This is a genomic window from Pseudoalteromonas prydzensis (assembly GCF_001661495.1).
GTDB classification, from domain to species: Bacteria; Pseudomonadota; Gammaproteobacteria; order Enterobacterales; family Alteromonadaceae; genus Pseudoalteromonas; species Pseudoalteromonas prydzensis.
The window spans coordinates 1-19797 of sequence record NZ_BDDT01000009.1 but is presented as its reverse complement, the minus strand read 5'-3'; the positions used below and the strand labels follow the sequence as shown (position 1 = coordinate 19797).

The 19797-nt window shown below is 41.7% G+C and carries 11 protein-coding genes and 1 pseudogene; 11 read left to right on the top strand and 1 reads right to left on the bottom strand.

Going from position 1 to position 19797, the window contains the following annotated elements:
- Positions 1 to 581: 581 nt before the first annotated feature.
- The 7 genes from A7968_RS15325 to A7968_RS15295 all read left to right on the top strand — a co-directional run bounded on the left by A7968_RS15325 (position 582) and on the right by A7968_RS15295 (position 14492).
- Positions 582 to 3368, top strand: a complete 2787-nt coding sequence (locus A7968_RS15325; RefSeq protein ID WP_064667549.1) for a TonB-dependent receptor — start codon at positions 582 to 584, stop codon at positions 3366 to 3368.
- A gap of 92 nt (positions 3369 to 3460) precedes the next feature.
- Positions 3461 to 4960, top strand: a complete 1500-nt coding sequence (locus A7968_RS15320; protein WP_064667449.1) for a tryptophan halogenase family protein — start codon at positions 3461 to 3463, stop codon at positions 4958 to 4960.
- A gap of 1 nt (position 4961) precedes the next feature.
- The gene (locus A7968_RS15315; RefSeq protein ID WP_064667448.1) at positions 4962 to 6806 is read left to right on the top strand and encodes a glycoside hydrolase family 13 protein; all 1845 of its coding nucleotides are present in this window, start codon (positions 4962 to 4964) and stop codon (positions 6804 to 6806) included.
- A 123-nt stretch (positions 6807 to 6929) separates the two neighbouring features.
- Positions 6930 to 8819 (top strand): alpha-amylase family protein, encoded by a 1890-nt coding sequence (locus A7968_RS15310; RefSeq protein WP_064667447.1) that lies wholly within the window; start codon positions 6930 to 6932, stop codon positions 8817 to 8819.
- Positions 8812 to 10296, top strand: coding sequence for an MFS transporter (locus A7968_RS15305; protein WP_064667446.1), 1485 nt, complete (start codon positions 8812 to 8814; stop codon positions 10294 to 10296). Before A7968_RS15310 ends, A7968_RS15305 begins: the two co-directional genes overlap by 8 nt.
- A gap of 14 nt (positions 10297 to 10310) precedes the next feature.
- On the top strand, positions 10311 to 12716 hold the full coding sequence (locus tag A7968_RS15300; protein WP_064667445.1) for a glycoside hydrolase family 15 protein: 2406 nt from the start codon (positions 10311 to 10313) through the stop codon (positions 12714 to 12716).
- Positions 12717 to 12785: 69 nt separating this feature from the next.
- Positions 12786 to 14492 carry an alpha-amylase family glycosyl hydrolase gene (locus A7968_RS15295; RefSeq protein WP_064667444.1) on the top strand — a complete coding sequence of 569 codons (1707 nt, stop codon included), beginning with the start codon at positions 12786 to 12788 and terminating at the stop codon, positions 14490 to 14492.
- A 128-nt stretch (positions 14493 to 14620) separates the two neighbouring features.
- Here A7968_RS15295 and A7968_RS15290 read toward each other — a convergent pair.
- Positions 14621 to 15585 (bottom strand): annotated as a pseudogene (locus tag A7968_RS15290) (integron integrase).
- 232 nt (positions 15586 to 15817) lie between these two features.
- Between A7968_RS15290 and A7968_RS15285 the strand changes: the two are divergent.
- The 4 genes from A7968_RS15285 to A7968_RS15265 all read left to right on the top strand — a co-directional run bounded on the left by A7968_RS15285 (position 15818) and on the right by A7968_RS15265 (position 19661).
- Entirely contained in the window at positions 15818 to 16336 is a 519-nt protein-coding gene (locus A7968_RS15285; protein WP_064667443.1) for a hypothetical protein, read from the top strand.
- 90 nt (positions 16337 to 16426) lie between these two features.
- Positions 16427 to 17023 (top strand): DUF998 domain-containing protein, encoded by a 597-nt coding sequence (locus A7968_RS15280; RefSeq protein WP_084448223.1) that lies wholly within the window; start codon positions 16427 to 16429, stop codon positions 17021 to 17023.
- Positions 17024 to 17502: 479 nt separating this feature from the next.
- On the top strand, positions 17503 to 18684 hold the full coding sequence (locus tag A7968_RS15270; RefSeq protein ID WP_064667441.1) for a YaaC family protein: 1182 nt from the start codon (positions 17503 to 17505) through the stop codon (positions 18682 to 18684).
- A 137-nt stretch (positions 18685 to 18821) separates the two neighbouring features.
- Positions 18822 to 19661: a Tle-like phospholipase domain-containing protein gene (locus A7968_RS15265; RefSeq protein ID WP_064667440.1), complete on the top strand. Its 840-nt coding sequence runs from the start codon at positions 18822 to 18824 to the stop codon at positions 19659 to 19661.
- The last annotated feature ends 136 nt before the right edge of the window (positions 19662 to 19797 follow it).

Sequence of the window (19797 nt, the reverse complement as noted above, 5' to 3'; positions counted from 1 at the left end):
ATACTGTAAAAAGGATGCATACGTATGCATGTTAAATAGATCATTTTGATATCTGAAAACACCCAATAAAAACGCGCGAATAAAGTGTTAGTAATACCAATTAAATCTTTACCAATTAGCATTTTGGTAGTGTTAGTAACAAAAAAATTCCAACTTGGTGCATATTTTATAGGTTCTGTAGCGTTGCGGTGCAATCGTTATATTGGTCTTACCAATGTGCAGTATAAATAAGTTCATTTGCTAATAGATGAATAAAGTGTAAATACACTAATTTTTAGACTGTTACCCAGCGAATTAGCGCATTAAAAATAAGTGAGAGGTGAATATTTCTTTTATAAAATAGTAAGACTGACAACGTCAACTTTATATCTATAAAAACAAGGTGTTGTCGATTTTTTTGTGAATTTTTTGTTAAGATTACAAGTTTTGCACTAACCTGAATACGTATGCATAAAGTTGTTAATAAAATAAGGCGGGCGTTAATATTCATCCTGACAACAAAATTAGCTAACTAATAACTGCGCACTATCACTCGCATCTTATTCTGTTGGTATAACAATATGGGTAACGGGAAAAGCATCATGTCTATGTTCAAACCAAGTATATTAACAATTGCACTTGCTACAGCAGGTATTAGCAGTTTCGCTTCGCACGCACAAGAAGAGCAACCAACCACCAAGAGTGACGTAGAAGTCATCGAAGTTAAAGGTTTCCGTGGCAGCGTCGTTGAGTCAATCAATACAAAACGTTTTTCATCTGAAGTAGTAGAGTCTATCTCTGCAGAAGATATTGGTAAATTACCAGATTCGTCAATTGCTGAGTCAATTGCACGTCTTCCTGGTTTAACAGCACAGCGTTTAGACGGACGAGCGAGTCGTGTAAGCGTACGTGGCTTTAGTGAAAACGAAAGTGCAACAACTTTTAATGGTCGCGAGCAAGTGTCTATTGGCGACAACCGTGGTGTTGAGTTTGACCTTTACCCATCAGAAATAATGAGCGGTGTAACCGTATATAAAACACCCAATGCCAGTTTAGACGCTGAAGGTATTGCAGGTGTTATCGACATGCAAACCGTAAAACCTTTAAGTAAAGGTGAGCGCGTGATCATGTTTAATGGTCAATTAGAGCAAACTGGTTTCGATAAGTTAAATCCAGACGGTGATGACCAAGGTTTCCGCGGCACAGTTTCATACATCGACCAGTTTGCTGATGACACCATCGGTGTCGCATTTGCTTACAACACAATGAGTTCACCAAACCAAGAAAAACGTTGGAACTCATGGGGCTACCCTGAGTTTACAGAAGACAGTGGCCAGACATACTCTATCTTAGGCGGTGCTAAGCCATTTGTACGTTCATCAACCCTTGAGCGTGACTCGGCAATGCTTGTTATAGAAGCAGCGCCAACTGATCGCTTAAATATGACGTTTGATGCGCTCTATGTTGATTTTAGTGATGAGAAAATTCTTCGCGGTATTGAAGTGCCTTTTGCCTGGGGACAAGGAACAATAGATCCAACCTCTGTGGTAGTTGATCCTGAAAGTGGTTTTATCACCAGTGCTGTAACGCAAGGTCAACGTGTTGTTGTACGTAACGACTACGAAGAACGAAATGCAGAGTTAACTCAGTTTGGATTCAATACAAAATACGATATTAGCGATGATTGGTCAGTTGAGTTTGATGCGAGCCGCTCTGAAGTAGAGCGCCAAATTTGGAGTATCGAAAGCTATTCAGGTACTGGCCGTGGAGATAATAATGGTGTTGCTGAGAACATTGGTTATGTGTTTGATGGTGGTAATACAGGTGCGCAATTTTCGCATGAGTTAGATTACAGCGATTATGGCTTAATTCAATTAGGTGGGCCACTATCATGGGGCTCAAGTGCTGCATTAAATAATAAGTATGGCCTATCTGGTACACCTTACGAAAATACTGCCCAAGATGGCTTTATTAATGCACCTGAAATTAATGATGAGTTATCAACATTAAAACTCGCGGCAAGTAAAGTTCTTGATAGTGCGTACTTCAGTAAAGTGAGTTTTGGAATTTCATACCGCGATCGTGAAAAGAGCAAACTGTCTGAAGGCTACTTCATGACCTTAAAAGATTTCTCGCTTGCAAATCCTGGTATGTTGTCAATCCCTGAAGAGTATCGTTTAGGCACTGCTAGCCTAGATTTTATCGGTATGGGTGACATGGTTGCTTACGATACTAACGGTTTAGTAAACGATGGTTACTATGATTTACTACAAGAAAGTCTAACGGATCAAAAACATAAAACGCAATCTTGGACAGTACAAGAAGAAGTGACAGCTGTTTTTGCGCAACTTGATATTAATGCTGAGCTTGGCTCAATTCCAGTTACTGGTAATATTGGCGCACGTTATGTGCAAACAGATCAATCATCACAAGGTTTTGCTGCAAATACAGTTGATGGCTTAGTTGTTGTTACACCTACTGATGTGAGCCACGACTATAATCACTTTTTACCTAGCATTAACTTATCGTTTGCTATCGATGAAGAGCAAACAATTCGCTTTGGCGCGGCAAAAACTATTTCACGTGCGCGCCTTGATGAAATGAACGCATCGGTAAATGCATCTTACAACCAGCAGCCTGATGAAAATGGTAACTACTGGAGTGTCTCTGGTGGTAATCCAAACTTAGAGCCAAAAGAAGCTACAGGGCTAGATCTAAGCTACGAAAACTACTTTGATGCGGAAGGTTATTTTGCAGCAGCATTCTTCTATAAAGATATTACCCAGTGGATTTTTGATGGCAGTTATGAAGTAGATATGTCTGGCGTCGCGGATCCATCAACTGGTCAAATTCCTGCTAATTCTACAGGGTCTGGCTCAGGTAAAGTAAACGGTGGTGAAGGTGACTTATGGGGTTACGAATTATCACTTGCCTTGCCATTTAATGTCTTTCATTCATCACTTGATGGCTTTGGTTTAATCGCAAGCCATACAGGTGTCGAGCAAGATCTTAAAGATCAAAACGGTAACGATTACGAGTTACCAGGCTTATCAGACCAAATTGATAGCTTAACGGTTTACTTTGAGCGTAGTGGTTTCCAAGCTCGTACTAGCATGCGTAAACGAAGTGACTTTAAAGGTGATGTATACGGCTTAGGTTTTGCAACAACTCAGGTTGATATTAAAGGCGAAACCATCTGGGATGCGCAAGTTGGTTATGACTTTGGTGAAGGTGGTGTGGAAAGCTTAGATGGCTTAAGCGTAACATTCCAAGTACAAAATATCACTGAAGAACCGTTTGTATCATTACAAGGCGATAGTGATTTACAAGTACGTGATTACCAAGATTATGGCCGTACGTTCTTACTTGGCTTTAGTTACAAGCTATAACATTCTTTAGCGTTGAAAGGCCCTTGTGATTTGTTTTACAAGGGCTTTTTTATATCGACTACACTTAACTAAAAGCAAGTGGAGCAGGGGCTATGCAGAGTAAACAAATAAAAGACGTGGTAATAGCCGGTGGCGGCACTGCAGGGTGGATAACCGCAGCCTTACTAAATAAAGTGCTAGGTAAAATAGTTAATATTACCCTGATTGAATCTGAGCAAATTGGTACTGTTGGAGTGGGTGAAGCGAGCATTCCGCCGATTCTTCACCTTAATGCGGCATTAGGTATACCTGAGAGCGAGTTTATTAAAGCGACCCAAGCGACCATTAAATTGGGGATCGAGTTTGAAAACTGGCGAGCACTACAGAATAGCTACATGCATGCTTTTGGTGAGATAGGCAAAGATCTCCCGTTTTGTGAGTTTTATCATTATTGGTTGAGGGCCAAGCAACAGGGCACTAATGCTGATTTTTGGGATTTTTCACTTAACTACCAAGCGGCCAAACAGCATAAATTCGCCCATTTAAAACATATTCCTAATACCCAGCTTAGTGGTTTAAATTATGCTTATCATTTTGACGCTACCTTGTACGGTGAATTTTTAAAAGGGCTGACTATATCACGCGGTGTTAAACGTATTGAGGGTCAAATTGCGGATGTTAAGCAATGCCCAGAGAGCGGTTTTGTAAAGGCACTTGAGCTGTTAGATGGGCAAATAATTTCAGGCGATTTATTTATAGACTGCACAGGCTTGAGTGCATTGCTCATTGAAAAGACCTTAAACACAGGATTTGAAGATTGGACGCATTGGTTACCGTGCGACAGTGCTATAGCTGTGCAAACCAAAAATTCAACGGAGCCTGTACCGTATACTCGCTCAATTGCTCACGATGCGGGTTGGCAGTGGCAAATCCCGTTGCAACACCGTGTTGGTAATGGTTTAGTATATTCAAGTCGTCATATTACTGATGAGCAAGCTAAACAACAACTCCTTGATAATATATCGGGCGAACAGATCACAGAGCCACGGGTTATTCGTTTTAAAGCTGGACGAAGGCTTAAACAATGGCACAAAAATGTAGTGGCTATTGGCTTATCAAGCGGTTTTTTAGAGCCGTTAGAATCAACCAGTATTCACTTAATACAAACCGCTGCAATTCGGTTAATTAAATTATTTCCCCACCAAGGGATCAAACCTGTTTTAATCGATACCTTTAATAAGCAAAGCAAAACCGAAGTTGAGCGAATAAGAGATTTTATTATTCTGCATTATAAACTGACCGAGCGTGATGACAGCGGATTTTGGCGTCAGTGTAAACAAATGGATATTCCTATATCGCTGCAAAACAAAATCGATTTATTTAAGCAAACAGGTAAATTAATTAGAGAAGATGATGAGCTTTTTGCAGAAGTTGCTTGGCAGCAAGTAATGATAGGCCAAGGGCTTGAGGCACATGATTATCATCCACTCGCAGATGCACTGAGTGATGAACAACTCGCCGAGTTATTTACGAATTTAAAAACGCTTATCAACGGCACTGTAAAGCAATTACCCACACACAGTGAATTTTTAGCCAGGATGAAAAATAATTAATATGAAATCACTCATGCACACTTTTTTACTAAGCACGCTTTTTGGTATGTGTTTAAACGTCAATGCAATAACTGCATCACCACAAAACTGGTGGGTTGGTATGCAAAGCAAGCAATTACAAATTATGCTGCATAAGGCAAATATTGCTAAGCAGCAATGGCAACTTGAACCGCATGCTGGTGTTGAGCTTACCAGCATTACGCACACTGATAATCCAAATTACGCGTTTTTAAACCTGACAATCAACCCAGATGCCAAGCCTGCGAGTTTAATTTTTAAGAGTAAATCAGGTGAGCGTTTTGAATACCCGTTACTTGCGCGGGAAAAAAATAGCAGCCAACGTAAAGGCTTTAATAGCAGCGACACCATTTATTTAATTAACCCTGACCGCTTTGCCAATGGCAACAACAGTAATGATACCATTCAAGGCATGTTAGAGGCTGCCAATCCTCAGGAGCGAGGTGGGCGTCATGGTGGGGATATTCAAGGGATCATTGATGCACTGCCTTACTTACAAAAACTAGGAGTGACTCAGCTTTGGCTAACACCGCCACTTGAAAATGACATGCCTAGCTATTCGTACCATGGCTATGCAATTACTGACTTTTACAACATAGATCCACGTATGGGCTCAAATGAGTTGTATCGCGAGTTATCAGCTAAAGCGAAACAACACGGTATCGGTATGGTGATGGATTTAGTACTTAACCATTTTGGCTCAAAGCATGAGTGGATGACAGACAAACCCACAGCCGATTGGATCAATTTCAACGGCGACTTTGCAAACGGCAAGCATGCAACAAGCCATGCACGACAAACTATACAAGATCCACATGCCAGCGAGTTCGATAAACGCCAGTTTAGTGATGGTTGGTTTGTAGCGACTATGCCTGATTTGAACCAGCGCCAACCATTATTAGCAACATACTTAATTCAAAATGCTATTTGGTGGATTGAATACGCCGACTTAAGCGGTATTCGCGTTGATACCTATTCATATTCAGACAAAGCATTTTTAGCTGACTGGACTAAAGCGATAATGACTGAATACCCTGACTTTAATATTGTTGGCGAAGAGTGGACCAGCAATCCTGCGATTGCCTCATACTGGCAAGCGGGCAAAGTTAATAACGATGGTTACACCTCAAGTCTACCAAGTGTGATGGACTTTTCATTACAAGAAGCACTTATTCAAGCACTTAATGAAGATGAAAGCTGGAATACTGGCTGGGTAAAAGTGTATCAATCAATCGCCAATGACTTTTTATACCCAAATCCTGATAACTTATTGGTGTTTGCCGATAATCACGACATGAGCCGCGTGTTTACAGAATTAGAACAAGATCTTGATAAAACTAAAATGGCGATGGCGATGTTGCTAACCACCCGTGGTATAGCACAAATGTATTATGGCACCGAAGTATTGCTTGATAACACGGGCAGTAATGATCACGGTGATATCCGTATTGATTTCCCCGGTGGTTTTAAAGGTCAGACTAGTAATGCTTTTACAGGACAAGGGTTATCAGATGAGCAAGTTGAGATGCACAAAACCATCACCACTTTACTTAATTTTAGAAAGCAAAGCCCAGCCATTGCTCATGGAAAGCTGACTCACTTTAGCCCACAAAGCGGCGTTTATAGCTACGCTAGAATAAGTGAACAGCAAACAGTGCTGGTATTTTTAAACAAAAATAACGCAGTAAAAAACTGGTCATTAGCGTATATGCAAGAAGTAATTGGACAACATAAACAGGCCACAAATCTGTTTACTAACCAAACAATTAGCTTAACGAATGCAATGACATTGGCGCCAATGAGTGCCACGGTATTAATAATTGAATAAAGCCTGTGTGAATACGTATGCAGCTACTGTCAGTCAGTGGCTGTTCACTTTAGTATTAAATTTATAATAAAAATGACGTTTAAATGACAATCCATTAAAACGTCAGATCTAAGTAAGAACATTATGACAACAAACAAAACCACAATTAGTATATTTAAATATGGCTCATGGGTATTAGCTAGTAGCTTATTGTTATCGAGCTGCTCAGATGAGCACACAATCCCCAGTGCCGACAAAAAAGTAGCTGAACAAGTTAACGAACATTCAAAGCCGGTGGTCTACCAAGTATTCACGCGCTTATTTGGTAATACCCAAACAGCCAATGTGCCATGGGGAACCAAAGAGCAAAATGGCGTAGGTACTTTTAGTGATTTTAACGATGCCGCTTTAACTGGGATCAAAGAGCTTGGTACAACTCACATTTGGTATACAGGTGTGCTTCATCACGCGCTGGTGGGAGATTACAGCCAATATGGGATCAGCCAAGACGATCCAGATGTAGTGAAAGGGCGCGCAGGTTCTCCTTATGCTATTAAAGATTATTACGATGTAAACCCAGATCTAGCCATCAATCCTGAGCGACGCTTAGAAGAATTTGCTGCATTAATTAAGCGCACCCACCAACACGGTATGAAAGTGGTGATTGATATTGTGCCAAATCATGTGGCGCGTCATTATCAATCAACCGCTAAACCAGCTGGTGTGAAAGATTTTGGTGTGCAAGATGACACCAGCGTAGAGTATGCCCGCGATAATAACTTTTACTACGTTACTGGGCAGTCATTTCAAGTACCAACCAGTGAAAATTACCAAGTACTGGGCGGTAATACCCACCCACTTGCCGATAACTTATTTGATGAAACGCCTGCAAAATGGACTGGTAACGGTGCCCGAGCTGCTAAGCCTGATATTAACGATTGGTACGAAACGGTTAAAGTTAACTACGGCGTAAAACCTGATGGTAGCTACGACTTTCCAACGCTACCAAGCGATTATGCCAATCAAGATTTACGCGCGCACTTTGAATTTTGGCAAGATAAAGAGTTGCCAAACAGCTGGTATAAATTTCGTGATATCGCCTTGTATTGGCTTGATAAAGGTGTAGATGGCTTTCGTTATGATATGGCTGAAATGGTGCCCGTGGAGTTTTGGAGCTTTTTAAATTCATCTATCAAGATGCACAACCCAGAGGCGTTTTTACTAGCCGAAGTATACAACCCAGATTTATATCGCCCGTATATCCAGCAAGGAAAAATGGACTACTTGTACGATAAAGTGGGCTTTTACGACACCCTAAAAGCCGTGATGCAAGGCACTCAAGCCGCGAGCAGCATTTTTGCAGCACAGCAACAAGTGGCAGATATTGAACAGCACATGCTGCATTTTCTAGAAAACCATGACGAACAACGCATTGCCAGCCCCGATTTTGCAGGTAGCAGTGAAAAGGGCAAACCCGCATTGGTAGTATCAAACCTTATTAGCCGCTCGCCAACACTATTATATTTTGGCCAAGATGTAGGTGAAGATGGCTCTGAAGAGGCAGGTTTTGGCAAACCAACTCGCACCAGTATTTTTGATTATATTGGCGTGCCAGCGCATCAAGCGTGGATGAACAACGGCAAGTTTGATGGCGGCGCATTAACTGCCGAGCAAAGTCAGTTACGTGAATATTACAAAACAGTTATGGCGTTGAGTAAACATCCTGCGGTTGTTGCCGGTGACATGCACCCGCTCACGGTGACAGGTAGCGACCAAGTTGCCGCGTTTAGCCGCAGTATTGGTCAACAACACATTTGGGTGGTGAGCAACTTTGCTGAGCAAGAAAATACGGTAAGTATTGATATTCCACTTAACACATTAGCAAACCACAAACAGGCAGAGCAGCAATTACTTGATCTGCTCGAAGCCAATCAAACTGCCGTGTTAACAATCACACCTGAGCGGGTAAAAATCAGTTTAACGTTAAATGCGCTTAGCAGTGCAGTATTGACCACTGGAGCACATAATGAATAATAACAAACCCAACCTAAGCTTTTGGCAAATATGGAACATGTGCTTTGGCTTTTTAGGCATTCAATTTGGCTTTGCACTGCAAAACGGTAATGTAAGCCGTATTTTTCAAACCCTTGGGGCGAATGTAGATGACATACCTATTTTGTGGGTAGCAGCACCACTTACTGGGTTAATTGTACAGCCAATTATTGGTTACTGGAGTGATAAAACGTGGGGCAAATTAGGTCGCCGTCGACCATTCTTTTTATATGGTGCAATTCTCACCACTTTGTCGTTATTTATTATGCCAAACTCACCAACGCTTTGGATTGCAGCGGGCATGTTATGGATCATGGATGCATCGATTAACGTCACCATGGAACCATTTCGCGCCCTTGTAGGCGATAACCTACCAAACAAACAGCGTGCTACGGGCTATGCAATGCAAAGCTTTTTTATAGGCGTAGGTGCTGTGGTTGCTTCTGCACTCCCTTGGATGATGACAAACTGGTTTGATATTGCCAACACCGCCGCTGCAGGGCAAATTCCTGATTCTGTAAAGTACTCATTTTACTTTGGTGCGGTTGTATTGCTGGTCGCAGTGGGCTGGACAATTATAACCACCAAAGAATATTCACCTGAAGAATTGGCCGCATTTAATCAACAAGAGCAAACTCAGGCTGAACAGGCTGTATCTGCACAAATTAACTTTAGTAAAGGCGGCAGTGTATTTACTGTGTTAGGGCTTGCCGTACTTGGTTTAGTCATCGGCTTAAACCTAGAAAAAGAGCTATACCTATTAGCTGCTGGGTTAGTGAGTTTTGGTGTTATTCAATTTATTGCAGCCGCACTACAGGCAAAAAACTATACCAGCGGTGGTTTTTACCAAGTAGTTAACGATGTATTCACCATGCCAGAGGCGATGAAGCAACTGGCTTGGGTGCAGTTTTTTAGCTGGTTTGCATTATTTGCCATGTGGATTTACACCACCTCAGCGGTAACCAGTTTTCATTATGGTAGCAGCGACACAAGTTCTGCGGCGTATAACAACGGTGCAGATTGGGTCGGTATTTTATTTGCTGCTTACAACGGTTTTGCTGCATTGGCTGCTTTATGTATCCCGATCATCGTTAAGCGTGTTGGTTTAAAACTAGCACATGCACTTAACCTTATTTTAGGTGCGTTAGGTTTGGCGAGCTTTATGTTTATACAAGATCCGAGCTTACTTATTTGGCCAATGATAGGTATTGGCTTTGCGTGGGCGTCTATTTTGTCCTTGCCTTACGCCATGTTAAGTACCTCAGTACCGAGTCATAAAATGGGTGTGTATATGGGAATATTTAACTTTTTTATTGTGATCCCGCAATTACTTGCAGCCAGTGTACTTGGCCTGATACTCCGTCACTTTTTCCAAAATCAACCTATTTACGCATTGATGCTAGGCGCTGTGTCTTTTGTACTTGCAGCGGTTGCCGTACTGCGTGTTAAACAGTCTTAATTTAAGGGCCTAAAATGAAAAAATATAACCTAATTACCGCGACGATATTGGCCGCAGGCCTTGTAGGCTGTGGCACGCAAAATACACAAACCAGTGCAGTTGTGCAAACATCAGTGAGTGCGCCAGGCGCACCAGGCGTTGAGCCATTTTGGGCTTACTCAGGTAAAACCGGGATAGGCACGTCTTTTGAGCAATACCAAGATGGCCATTACAGTAACGAAGCGCCAACAGGTAAAGTGTCAAAAGTATGGTTCTCAATTGCGAAAGGCATGATCACTGAAACCATGTTTGGGCTTATTCACCAAGCGCAAATTAAAGACATGCAGTTTGTTGTAGTAGGCAAAGACTTTACTGTGACGGAGAGCGATGATCTTGATGTAACAATTGATTACTTATATAAAGATGAAGCAGGGCGACCACTGTCCCTTGCCTACAAAGTAACAAGCCGTGACAAACAAGGGCGCTTTAGCCTCGAAAAACACATATTTACCGATCCAGACGGGCAAAGCTTATTTGTACGCAGTATTTTTAATACTGAGCTTGAGGGTGTTAAAGCCTACGTAACGGTTAACCCTTACATCAATAATAACGGCCTTGATGATTTTGCTAAAACCACTGAGCAAGGGCTAGTAGCGTGGCAGGGCGATAATTACCTGTCATTGCAAGGTGCACAGCCATTTAAACAAACCAGTGTCGGCTTTACAGGTGTGAGTGATGGTTTAACTGAGCTTAAAACAACCCAGCAATTAGCAACTGTGTATAAAAATACGGGTGAGCAATCGGGCAATGTAAGCCTACTTGCTGAGCTGGGTGACATTGGTAAAAACACTCAATTTGATCTAAGCCTAAGCTTTGGTAAAAACCAGCAAGCAAGCTTTAAAGAGGGCCAAGCTACGTTAGCCAAAGGGTATCAAGCTGTACTTGATAACTACAACGGCAAAGGCGAAGCCCTAGGTTGGCAAGATTACCTACAAAGCCTTGCACCACTTAATACCATGAGCGAGCAAACAGCTGATAACGGTAAACTGCTGTATACCAGCGCCATGGTTTTAAAGGCTCAGGAAGATAAAACCCATGCAGGCGCGCTCATTGCGTCTTTATCAAACCCGTGGGGTGAAACCGTCTCTGCAAAAGCGGGCTCTACCGGTTATAAAGCCGTATGGGTGCGTGACTTTTATCAAGTGGCTATGGCATTTATGGCACTAGGCGATACCGCAACAGCCAAAACTGCATTTGAATACCTTGAAAAAGTACAAGTAAACGCCAAAACACCGGGTAACGGTGGTGATACGGGTTGGTTCTTACAAAAAACACATGTTGATGGTGAGCTTGAATGGGTAGGCGTGCAGCTTGATCAAACTGCGATGCCAATTATGCTAGCGTGGAAATTACACCAAGCAAATGTATTAACAGATGCAGAGCTAACTGATTGGTATACCCGCATGTTAAAACCCGCGGCTGACTTTTTGGTAGACGGTGGACGCGCTAAAATCCTATGGAACGACATGCAAATAACCCCACCTGCGACTCAACAAGAACGTTGGGAAGAGCAAGAAGGGTATTCGCCATCAACTACCGCTGCTGTTATTGCCGGTTTAATTACCGCCGCTGATATTGCAACCCTCGCAGGCGATGATAAAAACGCAAAGCGTTACTTAGCCACGGCTAAAAAGTACAACAGCGATATTGAAAAGCTGATGTTTACCACTAAAGGTAACTTAGACTCAAGCGTGTCAGACGGCGAGTATTTTATTCGTATAGGTCAAGATAAAGACGCTAATTCAAATACAAAAATTAACGCCAATAATGGTCGTGAAGGGTTTAATAAAAAGCAGATTTTAGACGGCGGCTTTTTAGAGCTAGTACGCTACGGTGTGCGCGATGCATTGGCACCGAGCATAGTAAAAACCTTGCCAGAGTACGACGATGAAACACTTATCGATAACTTACAGGTAAAATATAGCTACCAATTTAGCGATGGCAGCGGCTCATTCCCTGGTTTCCGCCGCTATGGCAATGATGGCTACGGTGAAGATGAAATAACCGGTGCTAACTACGCAGAAGGTGGACAAAATACCCCAGGCCAACGTGGTCGAGTATGGCCGTTTTTTACTGGCGAACGTGGCCACTATGAAATAGCCGCAGCAAATGCTACGCAGTCATTAAACGCTACAAAACAACAAACTATTAAAAACACCTATGTTAAAGGCCTTGAGCAGTTTGCTAATGAAGGCATGATGCTGCCAGAGCAAGTATGGGATGGTGTAGGTAACAATAAAGCAGGCTATACCCTAGGCGAGGGCACTAACTCGGCCACACCACTTGCGTGGACGCATGCCGAGTACGTTAAACTGGTGCGTTCATTGAGCGACAAACACGTATGGGATCATTACCCCATTGTTACCAAGGCATTAAAATAATTTAATCTTTATCTAATAGCTGTAGTGAAATACGGCTATGTTATTTATAACAATAACAACGAGGCTGTAATGAAAAACTTTACCCTAAGCGCGTTGGCACTGGCACTCATGCTAACAGGCTGCCAGAGCGCACCACCATCAAATACAAACAATACCGAAATATCGCAACTTAACACTGAGCAACAAGCTGCACCTTGGTGGCAAAATGCGATATTTTATCAAATTTGGCCACGCAGTTTTTACGACAGCGATGCTGATGGCCATGGCGATTTTAATGGTATGACCCAAAAGCTCCCGTATCTACAAGAGCTCGGCGTTAACGCATTGTGGTTAACCCCGATGTTTGAAGCACCGTCGTATCATGGTTATGATTTTACTGAATTTTACCAAGTAGAAAACGACTACGGCAGCATGGCAGAGTTTGAAGCCTTTATAAAAGCCGCTGATGATAAAGGCATGAAAGTGATACTTGATTTAGTTATAAATCATATATCAAGTAACCATGAATGGTTTCAGCGTTCAGCAAAACAACAAGCCCCTTTTGCAGATTACTTTATTTGGCGCGACGATATGCCCAAGGCCGGTAGCGGTTGGGGCCACGCATGGAGTGATAACGACCAGCCCGATGCCGTATGGCATTGGAATGAAACACGCCAGCAGTATTACTACGGCGTATTTGGTGCCAGCCAACCTGATTTAAATTTACGCCACCCCGACGTGATTGCCGAAATGGAAAAAATGGCCAAGTTTTGGCTCGATAAAGGCGTAGCAGGCTTTAGATTAGACGCAGTACGCTTTGCCATGGAAAGCGGCGGCAATGCGCAAGCCGACACCGATGAAACCATTGCCTACTGGCAGCACTTTAATCAGTATGTAAAAAGTGTTGATCCAGACGCGTACTTAGTCGGTGAAGCGTGGGCTGACATTCCTGTTGCAGCAAAATATTACGGCGACGGCAAAGGACTCGATCAAGGTTTTGATTTTGAAGTGGGCTATAAAATCCTTGGCTTATTAAAGCCAGACGCCAGTGGCGAAGCGCAATTTGGCACCATGCAGTCTAACCAGCAAAAAAATACGGTTGATGCCAATGTGCTCAAACAAAATATACAGCAACGTATTGACTCGAGCGCACCACTTGACTTTTTTGCGCCGTTTTTAACCAATCACGACCAAGAGCGTGTAGCGTATCAACTAGCAGAGCATGACGACAGGGCAAAGCTTGCCGCCGCCATGTTATTTAGCTCCCCTGGCACACCGTATATTTATTACGGCGAAGAAATTGGCTTAACACAAGGTGGCACAGGTCACGACGTTTATAAACGCGCGCCAATGCAATGGGACAACAGCAATCAAGCCGGTTTTACCAAAGCTAAAACCAGTTGGGTTGAACAAAGTGAATTATTTGGTAAAGACTTTACCAGCTGGTGGCCTGAATTTTTAGCCGAGCAGCTTAGCGCAGGCGATCGCAATGTAAAAACGCAACAAGCAGACTCTGATTCACTTTGGCGTTTATATCAGCACTTAATTTCGCAGAAAAAACAGCGCCCAGAGCTCGGCATTAAAGGCAGCTACACGTTAACTCAACACAACAACGGCCTAGTTGAAATAACCCGCGAGTTAAACGGCAGTAAAAGTGTGTTCGTGCTTAATTTAACGGCTACCCCTCAAACTGTTGCTAACATTGCTCGAGACGGTTTAACCGCCAACTGGCAACATGACCTCAATGGCGAACAACTCGCAGCTTATGGTTTGTTGTTACTAAACAACACACTGTAAATAAAATCCACCCATTGGGGCTAACATACGTAAGCCCCTTTTGGTGAAAAAGGCTAATCATATTACCCCACAGTTGTAGCGCATTTTAATGCTTATTAGATTAGGTAAAAGTCTTTTAAATTCATACTTTATAATATTTTACTTAGTGGGCTAATTACCCCGTTCGCGCCTTGTTGTAAAACATGCGTATATATTTGTGTGGTGCGAACATCGCTATGGCCGAGTTGTTCTTGCACGGTGCGTATATCTGCACCAGATTCAAGTAAGTGGGTAGCGAACGAGTGCCGTAGCGTATGGCAGGTAACATTTTTTTGAATTTTTGCCAGCTTTGCTGCCTGTTTAATTGCTTTACGAACCGTTGTTTCATCAATATGGTGGCGACGCAGCTTTTTACTTTCTGGGTCCATGCTTAACTGGGCAGAAGGAAACAAATATTGCCAGCTCATTTCATAAGGAGCCGCTGGGTATTTTCTAGCTAATGCATTCGCAAGCCAGACACCGGCATAGTCTGTTGCTTGTTTGTCTCGATGCCAGTAGTCATTTACCAAGTGACTTTGGCTGCGCAACAACGGCAGTAGTTCGAGTGCTAATGTTACTCTGCGGTTTTTATTACCTTTGCCCTGCCAAATCATTAATGAGACATAGTCATAATCGACATCTTTTACCCGTAGCCTTACAGCTTCCATTAAACGTAGACCACTACCGTAAAGTAACTGAGCGATAAGTTTATACTTTGGGTCCATTGCCAATAATAAACGCTGCATTTCTTCACGGGTCAGTACTACAGGTAATTTAGGTGGCACGAGTGATTTATTAAAATTCATCTCAAGTGATAACGGCCGATTAATAATATGACGGTATAAAAATACCAAAGCATTTAAAGCCGTTGCCTGAGTTTTCATTGCAACATTACGCTGATTACTTAAATAAGATAAGAATTGCTCAACCTCCAACTCTGCTAATTGCGCCGGATGTTTTTTAGCATGGTATAAAATGTAAATTTTATCCAATATTGATAAGTGTCTATAGTACGCTTGGCATAACGACGCGTTATCATAAAGTCACGGATGGATTCTAAAAATACAGAAGCCATAATCTGCTCCAGTTGTTACTGTATATATAAACAGTAGTTGTATTTAGTTTTTTTTCAACAACTCGCGGGATTATTTCTTGTATTTTACAACAACAAAAAAACAACAAATATAAATCCCTTGATTTACATTTAGATACAGAGTTAAACTTAAAGTATTAAAAAACTCAAAGGATTTTCTGTCTGCAACTTGTGGGTTTAGATCCTTTGAATAAGCTGTTATGCCTTTTGAATTATGAAGCCTGAAATTGCTATTTCGAAATATAAGCTTGGGTTACTTTCAAGCGAAGATATTGTTCAGCTTGCTGACTTGTGGCTAACACAAGGTATTTTTACGGACTCACTAAACTTCCTTGCAATGGAGTTATATCCGGTTATGGCAACCGTAGGGCCAATGTTCGAAAAAGCAATTGTTGAGTTGGGTTTAACCGTTCCTTCAAAAATTGAAGCTGCAAAACAGTTAGCGAGAGATACTATAGAAAAAATGGTATCGGGAGAGATAGATTTAATGGTTGGTGCTAATTTCCTGTATTGGGACGTTCACCACGAAATTACTGACGAACTACCAGATGGAAAGTATCTAGGAAGTAATCTCGGTTTTGAGCATATATTTTGTTGGCTCAGAGAAGTATGGGATTGTCGTGATGGTTCAAGAATTCTCTATTACACTGATTTACCTAGAGATGAAGCGGAAGTTAAATTTCTAATTCACCTTAAGGAAGAGGCGGAGGCTTGGCTTGCAAATCAGGCATAACAAGGCGCTGTTGTCGCCACTATCGTGGCTGGGACGGCTTACGCTGCGCTCCAGCCGCCCCAAAGCTTTGCGTTAGCTGGAATTGGGACGATGAATCAAATATTAGTTAAGCAAGTCCACCTGGTCTGGATATTTTCTATCATTAATATTGGCCTGGGCTTTGTAATTCCCGGCTTTGACGTTTATGCCAAGAGTATCAGTCATGTTGCACTTGAATCGCCAGTTTTTGCTTTTATACACCGAACAGCAGATATTGTAATCGGCGCATCCATGATCCTGTTTGCCATGGGGATACAAGCAATATCACCAAACCGGTTCTCTGCTTCGATGCTTTCAGCCCTGTTGCTCGGCATTAGCATGATTAGCGCTGGTATATGGACACTGGAAAGCCCTCTGCATCTGCTTTACAACTTGTCAATTTTCATGATTGTCGTTCCGATCACATTTGCTCTTGAGTTCAAGAACACGATTAAGTCGCTAGCATTTGAGAACCTTTCAGTAACAGTAACTCTATTGCACGTACTTATGTTTTGGGCGATCTATGCCGGATTCATACCATCAGAATACAACGGTTTGGTACAAAGAGCGTGGGCGATTCCCACAATGGGTTGGTTCGGCGTTGCCGCCTACATGCTAAGTTCGCGGCGAACTTCAGCTAACAATGCAATGCACGCGACAAGCGCGTGATTGCGGCGTTATATGCCCTGAACAAACTTGGAGTTTCACTTGAATAAATTCGATTATAGATTTGATTCTGCTCCGGACCCAAAAGGAAAAGTTGTTCGTTATTTCGTTTATACACTTCTAGTGTTTATTTCCACATTCCTGTTTGTGTCTTTAGTTCACTATGTGGGTGGTGTATTAAACGTAGATGTAAACCAGCCACTGAGAGAATTACCCACGAACGTCGTGTTTTTGGGGTTATTGGGAATGCTTGTTACATTAGTTCTCATTTATACTGTTCTATTGATGTTAGCTCGGGTAATTTTTAGAAATCTCGGGGTGTAATCGGGCATATAACAAAGCAAATTAAAAAGGGCGGACAAAAATCAGTTGGCTTTGTTCGTACCTCACAAATTATAGCCAACTAATTTTTGCCGTTTATTTACGGCGTTATGCTTACTAAGTTAAACATCGTTGTAACTTTTAACCATTAAGGATTCAATGTGGTTGATCTAAACGGACGTATTAGAAGAGTATCTGATAAAGCTTCCGCAAATGAAAAGGCTATTAAAGAAATCAAAGATAGCTTGAAACCTGCTAAAAAAAGAGAACAACTCAAAATAGGTATATGGCCTGTTTGCGCTTACCACGCTCAAATGGAGCCCGAGCTAAAATCAAAAACGATCTTAACTGACTCTACTTGGGAATATGTTGAAATTTACTTAAAACAAAAATCAGATGGCTCAGTAAAGCACAAAAATGCTATTTTTTATTGGCAACAAGCACGGAATTTTTATCAAGCAACTAAGTCACTAGATAACAATTCAAAACCATTGACCACTTACTATTGTTTTCTTAATGCGTCAAAAGCACTTTTAGAGATTAAGAATATTCCTTATGACTTTTCTCATGGAGTTTCAGGGCGAAGCGAAAAAGGTCATAATAATATAAAAAATGAATTCGTTAGGCTTAAGACCAAAGGTGTTTTGTCTGGGTTGTGTTCATATTTTGAGGAGGCTGTTGTTCCTCAATCGGAAGATGAACCCCATGAAGAATACTCGCTTAAAGACGTGTTTTATAATTTGGCGTATATACATCGATCATACAATGTAACTTATCCTAATCAAACTGAGTTATTTGTACCTATATTGAATCCTAAAATAGTTAAGGACAAAACTAAAAATAAAGCATGGATGCAATTTGAATTAGAGCCAGAACATTCCAACAAAGCAACCCTGACTAGGCTTGAATCCTTAAAATATGAATTGGAAGTTATAGCTGAGAATGATGAAAATTATACAATTCGTCATAAGCGGAGATTTAAATGGGATGTTGCTCGAAATAACCCAGATACAGACAATTTAAATAGACTGAATCATTATTTAAAAGCTCGCCGAAAAGAGCTTCAGTATATTTATAGTGCAAATGAGCTCTGGTATATAAAGCGAAAAGATTTAACTGCTGACTCTATAATTAATCGTAATCCACTTGTCTTATCTTATGCCGCAATGCATCGTTTGAGTGAATTAGCTAGGTACCAGCCAAACGTTTTGAAATCTCATTTGGAAAAAGATGCTTCATGGCTTCTAAATGAGTTTATTGAGAAATCTATAGTACAGTTTATAGATCAAGTTTCTTCTGAAATAACGGGGAATAAATTTCGGATTACAGGGTTTCGCTCATAAGGTAAGCCTAACAAGCGCCTCAACGAAGGACGCAAAAAGCTTGGCTTGCGTCACTTCGTTCCTTATTTTAGCCAAGCTTTTATGCGCCTGTTAGGCGGGCGTTATGTGGGCCAAGGACTTAGAAACTGGAGAAAACTATGAAGAGTAAAGTTCCGGGTTTTATCTTAATTTGTTTGTCCATTATTACTCTGGCTGCTTGCCAAACAAATACTAGGATACCCAATACATTCGAAATGAAGCCAGAATCAAATTGGTCAGACCAGCAACGGCAAGTTGCATTAAAAAGCTATTTGTATGCGCAAATGGCAAGCAACACGTATGGACAGGGAGGGGATGGGTATGGCAGCGACGGCATGGATTTTGTTTTGCCATCAATCTACTCGGTCAAGCATTTTCCCAATGACGATATTGGTTTGGCTTATTCAATTTATGAGAAACATGAAGACAGCAAACTAACTGAAGTTGTTTTGGCTTTCAGAGGCACTGAGGGGTTCGGTAATTGGAATGACTTTTGGCACGGCAATTTGCTTGCACACCAAAATTCCCGAGCACTTTCAAAGTACAAGAAACTCAGAAGCATACTTAATAATGGCGATCACGCAAATGTACCTGTTACCCTAGTTGGGCACTCGCTGGGCGGAGCATTAGCAATACATGTTGCAATGAATTCCGAGGAGGTAATTCCCTACTATGTGTTTAATTCTTCGCCCAGATTTAAGCTTATTGAGAAATGGGAAGCTGATCGAGATCCGGAACTACTCTTTAAGATTCGCTACTCTATCGTTGAAACTAGTGAGTTTCTCTACTCTTTGAGGTTCCCTGCTACAGAGGCGATTCAAACCTATCAACCAATGAATTGTGATGCGCACTTCAAGCCGTTCTCATCGCATAGTATCGAGAAATTGGCTAAATGCTTGACACAGGTGGCAGCCATGAATGATCAAAATGCAAAAATCGAGCAGCAACCTAAAAATTAGAGCTCCACATAATAAATAAGGATAGGTTGCGCGAAGCCGCAACTTAATCCTATTGTTGGACAAGCCCGTTGCTGATGTTGACACTTATTTATAGTAAATAAATCGATTAGAACTTTGGTGGTTGGCTTGTTGATGT

What these genes read in the sequence shown, in the direction of transcription:
- A7968_RS15310 (WP_064667447.1), top strand. Translation starts at nt 6,930, where the DNA reads ATGACAACAAACAAAACCACAATTAGTATATTTAAATATGGCTCATGG.
- A7968_RS15325 (WP_064667549.1), top strand. Translation starts at nt 582, where the DNA reads ATGTCTATGTTCAAACCAAGTATATTAACAATTGCACTTGCTACAGCA.
- A7968_RS15295 (WP_064667444.1), top strand. Translation starts at nt 12,786, where the DNA reads ATGAAAAACTTTACCCTAAGCGCGTTGGCACTGGCACTCATGCTAACA.
- A7968_RS15280 (WP_084448223.1), top strand. Translation starts at nt 16,427, where the DNA reads ATGAATCAAATATTAGTTAAGCAAGTCCACCTGGTCTGGATATTTTCT.
- A7968_RS15265 (WP_064667440.1), top strand. Translation starts at nt 18,822, where the DNA reads ATGAAGAGTAAAGTTCCGGGTTTTATCTTAATTTGTTTGTCCATTATT.
- A7968_RS15300 (WP_064667445.1), top strand. Translation starts at nt 10,311, where the DNA reads ATGAAAAAATATAACCTAATTACCGCGACGATATTGGCCGCAGGCCTT.
- A7968_RS15285 (WP_064667443.1), top strand. Translation starts at nt 15,818, where the DNA reads ATGAAGCCTGAAATTGCTATTTCGAAATATAAGCTTGGGTTACTTTCA.
- A7968_RS15320 (WP_064667449.1), top strand. Translation starts at nt 3,461, where the DNA reads ATGCAGAGTAAACAAATAAAAGACGTGGTAATAGCCGGTGGCGGCACT.
- A7968_RS15305 (WP_064667446.1), top strand. Translation starts at nt 8,812, where the DNA reads ATGAATAATAACAAACCCAACCTAAGCTTTTGGCAAATATGGAACATG.
- A7968_RS15315 (WP_064667448.1), top strand. Translation starts at nt 4,962, where the DNA reads ATGAAATCACTCATGCACACTTTTTTACTAAGCACGCTTTTTGGTATG.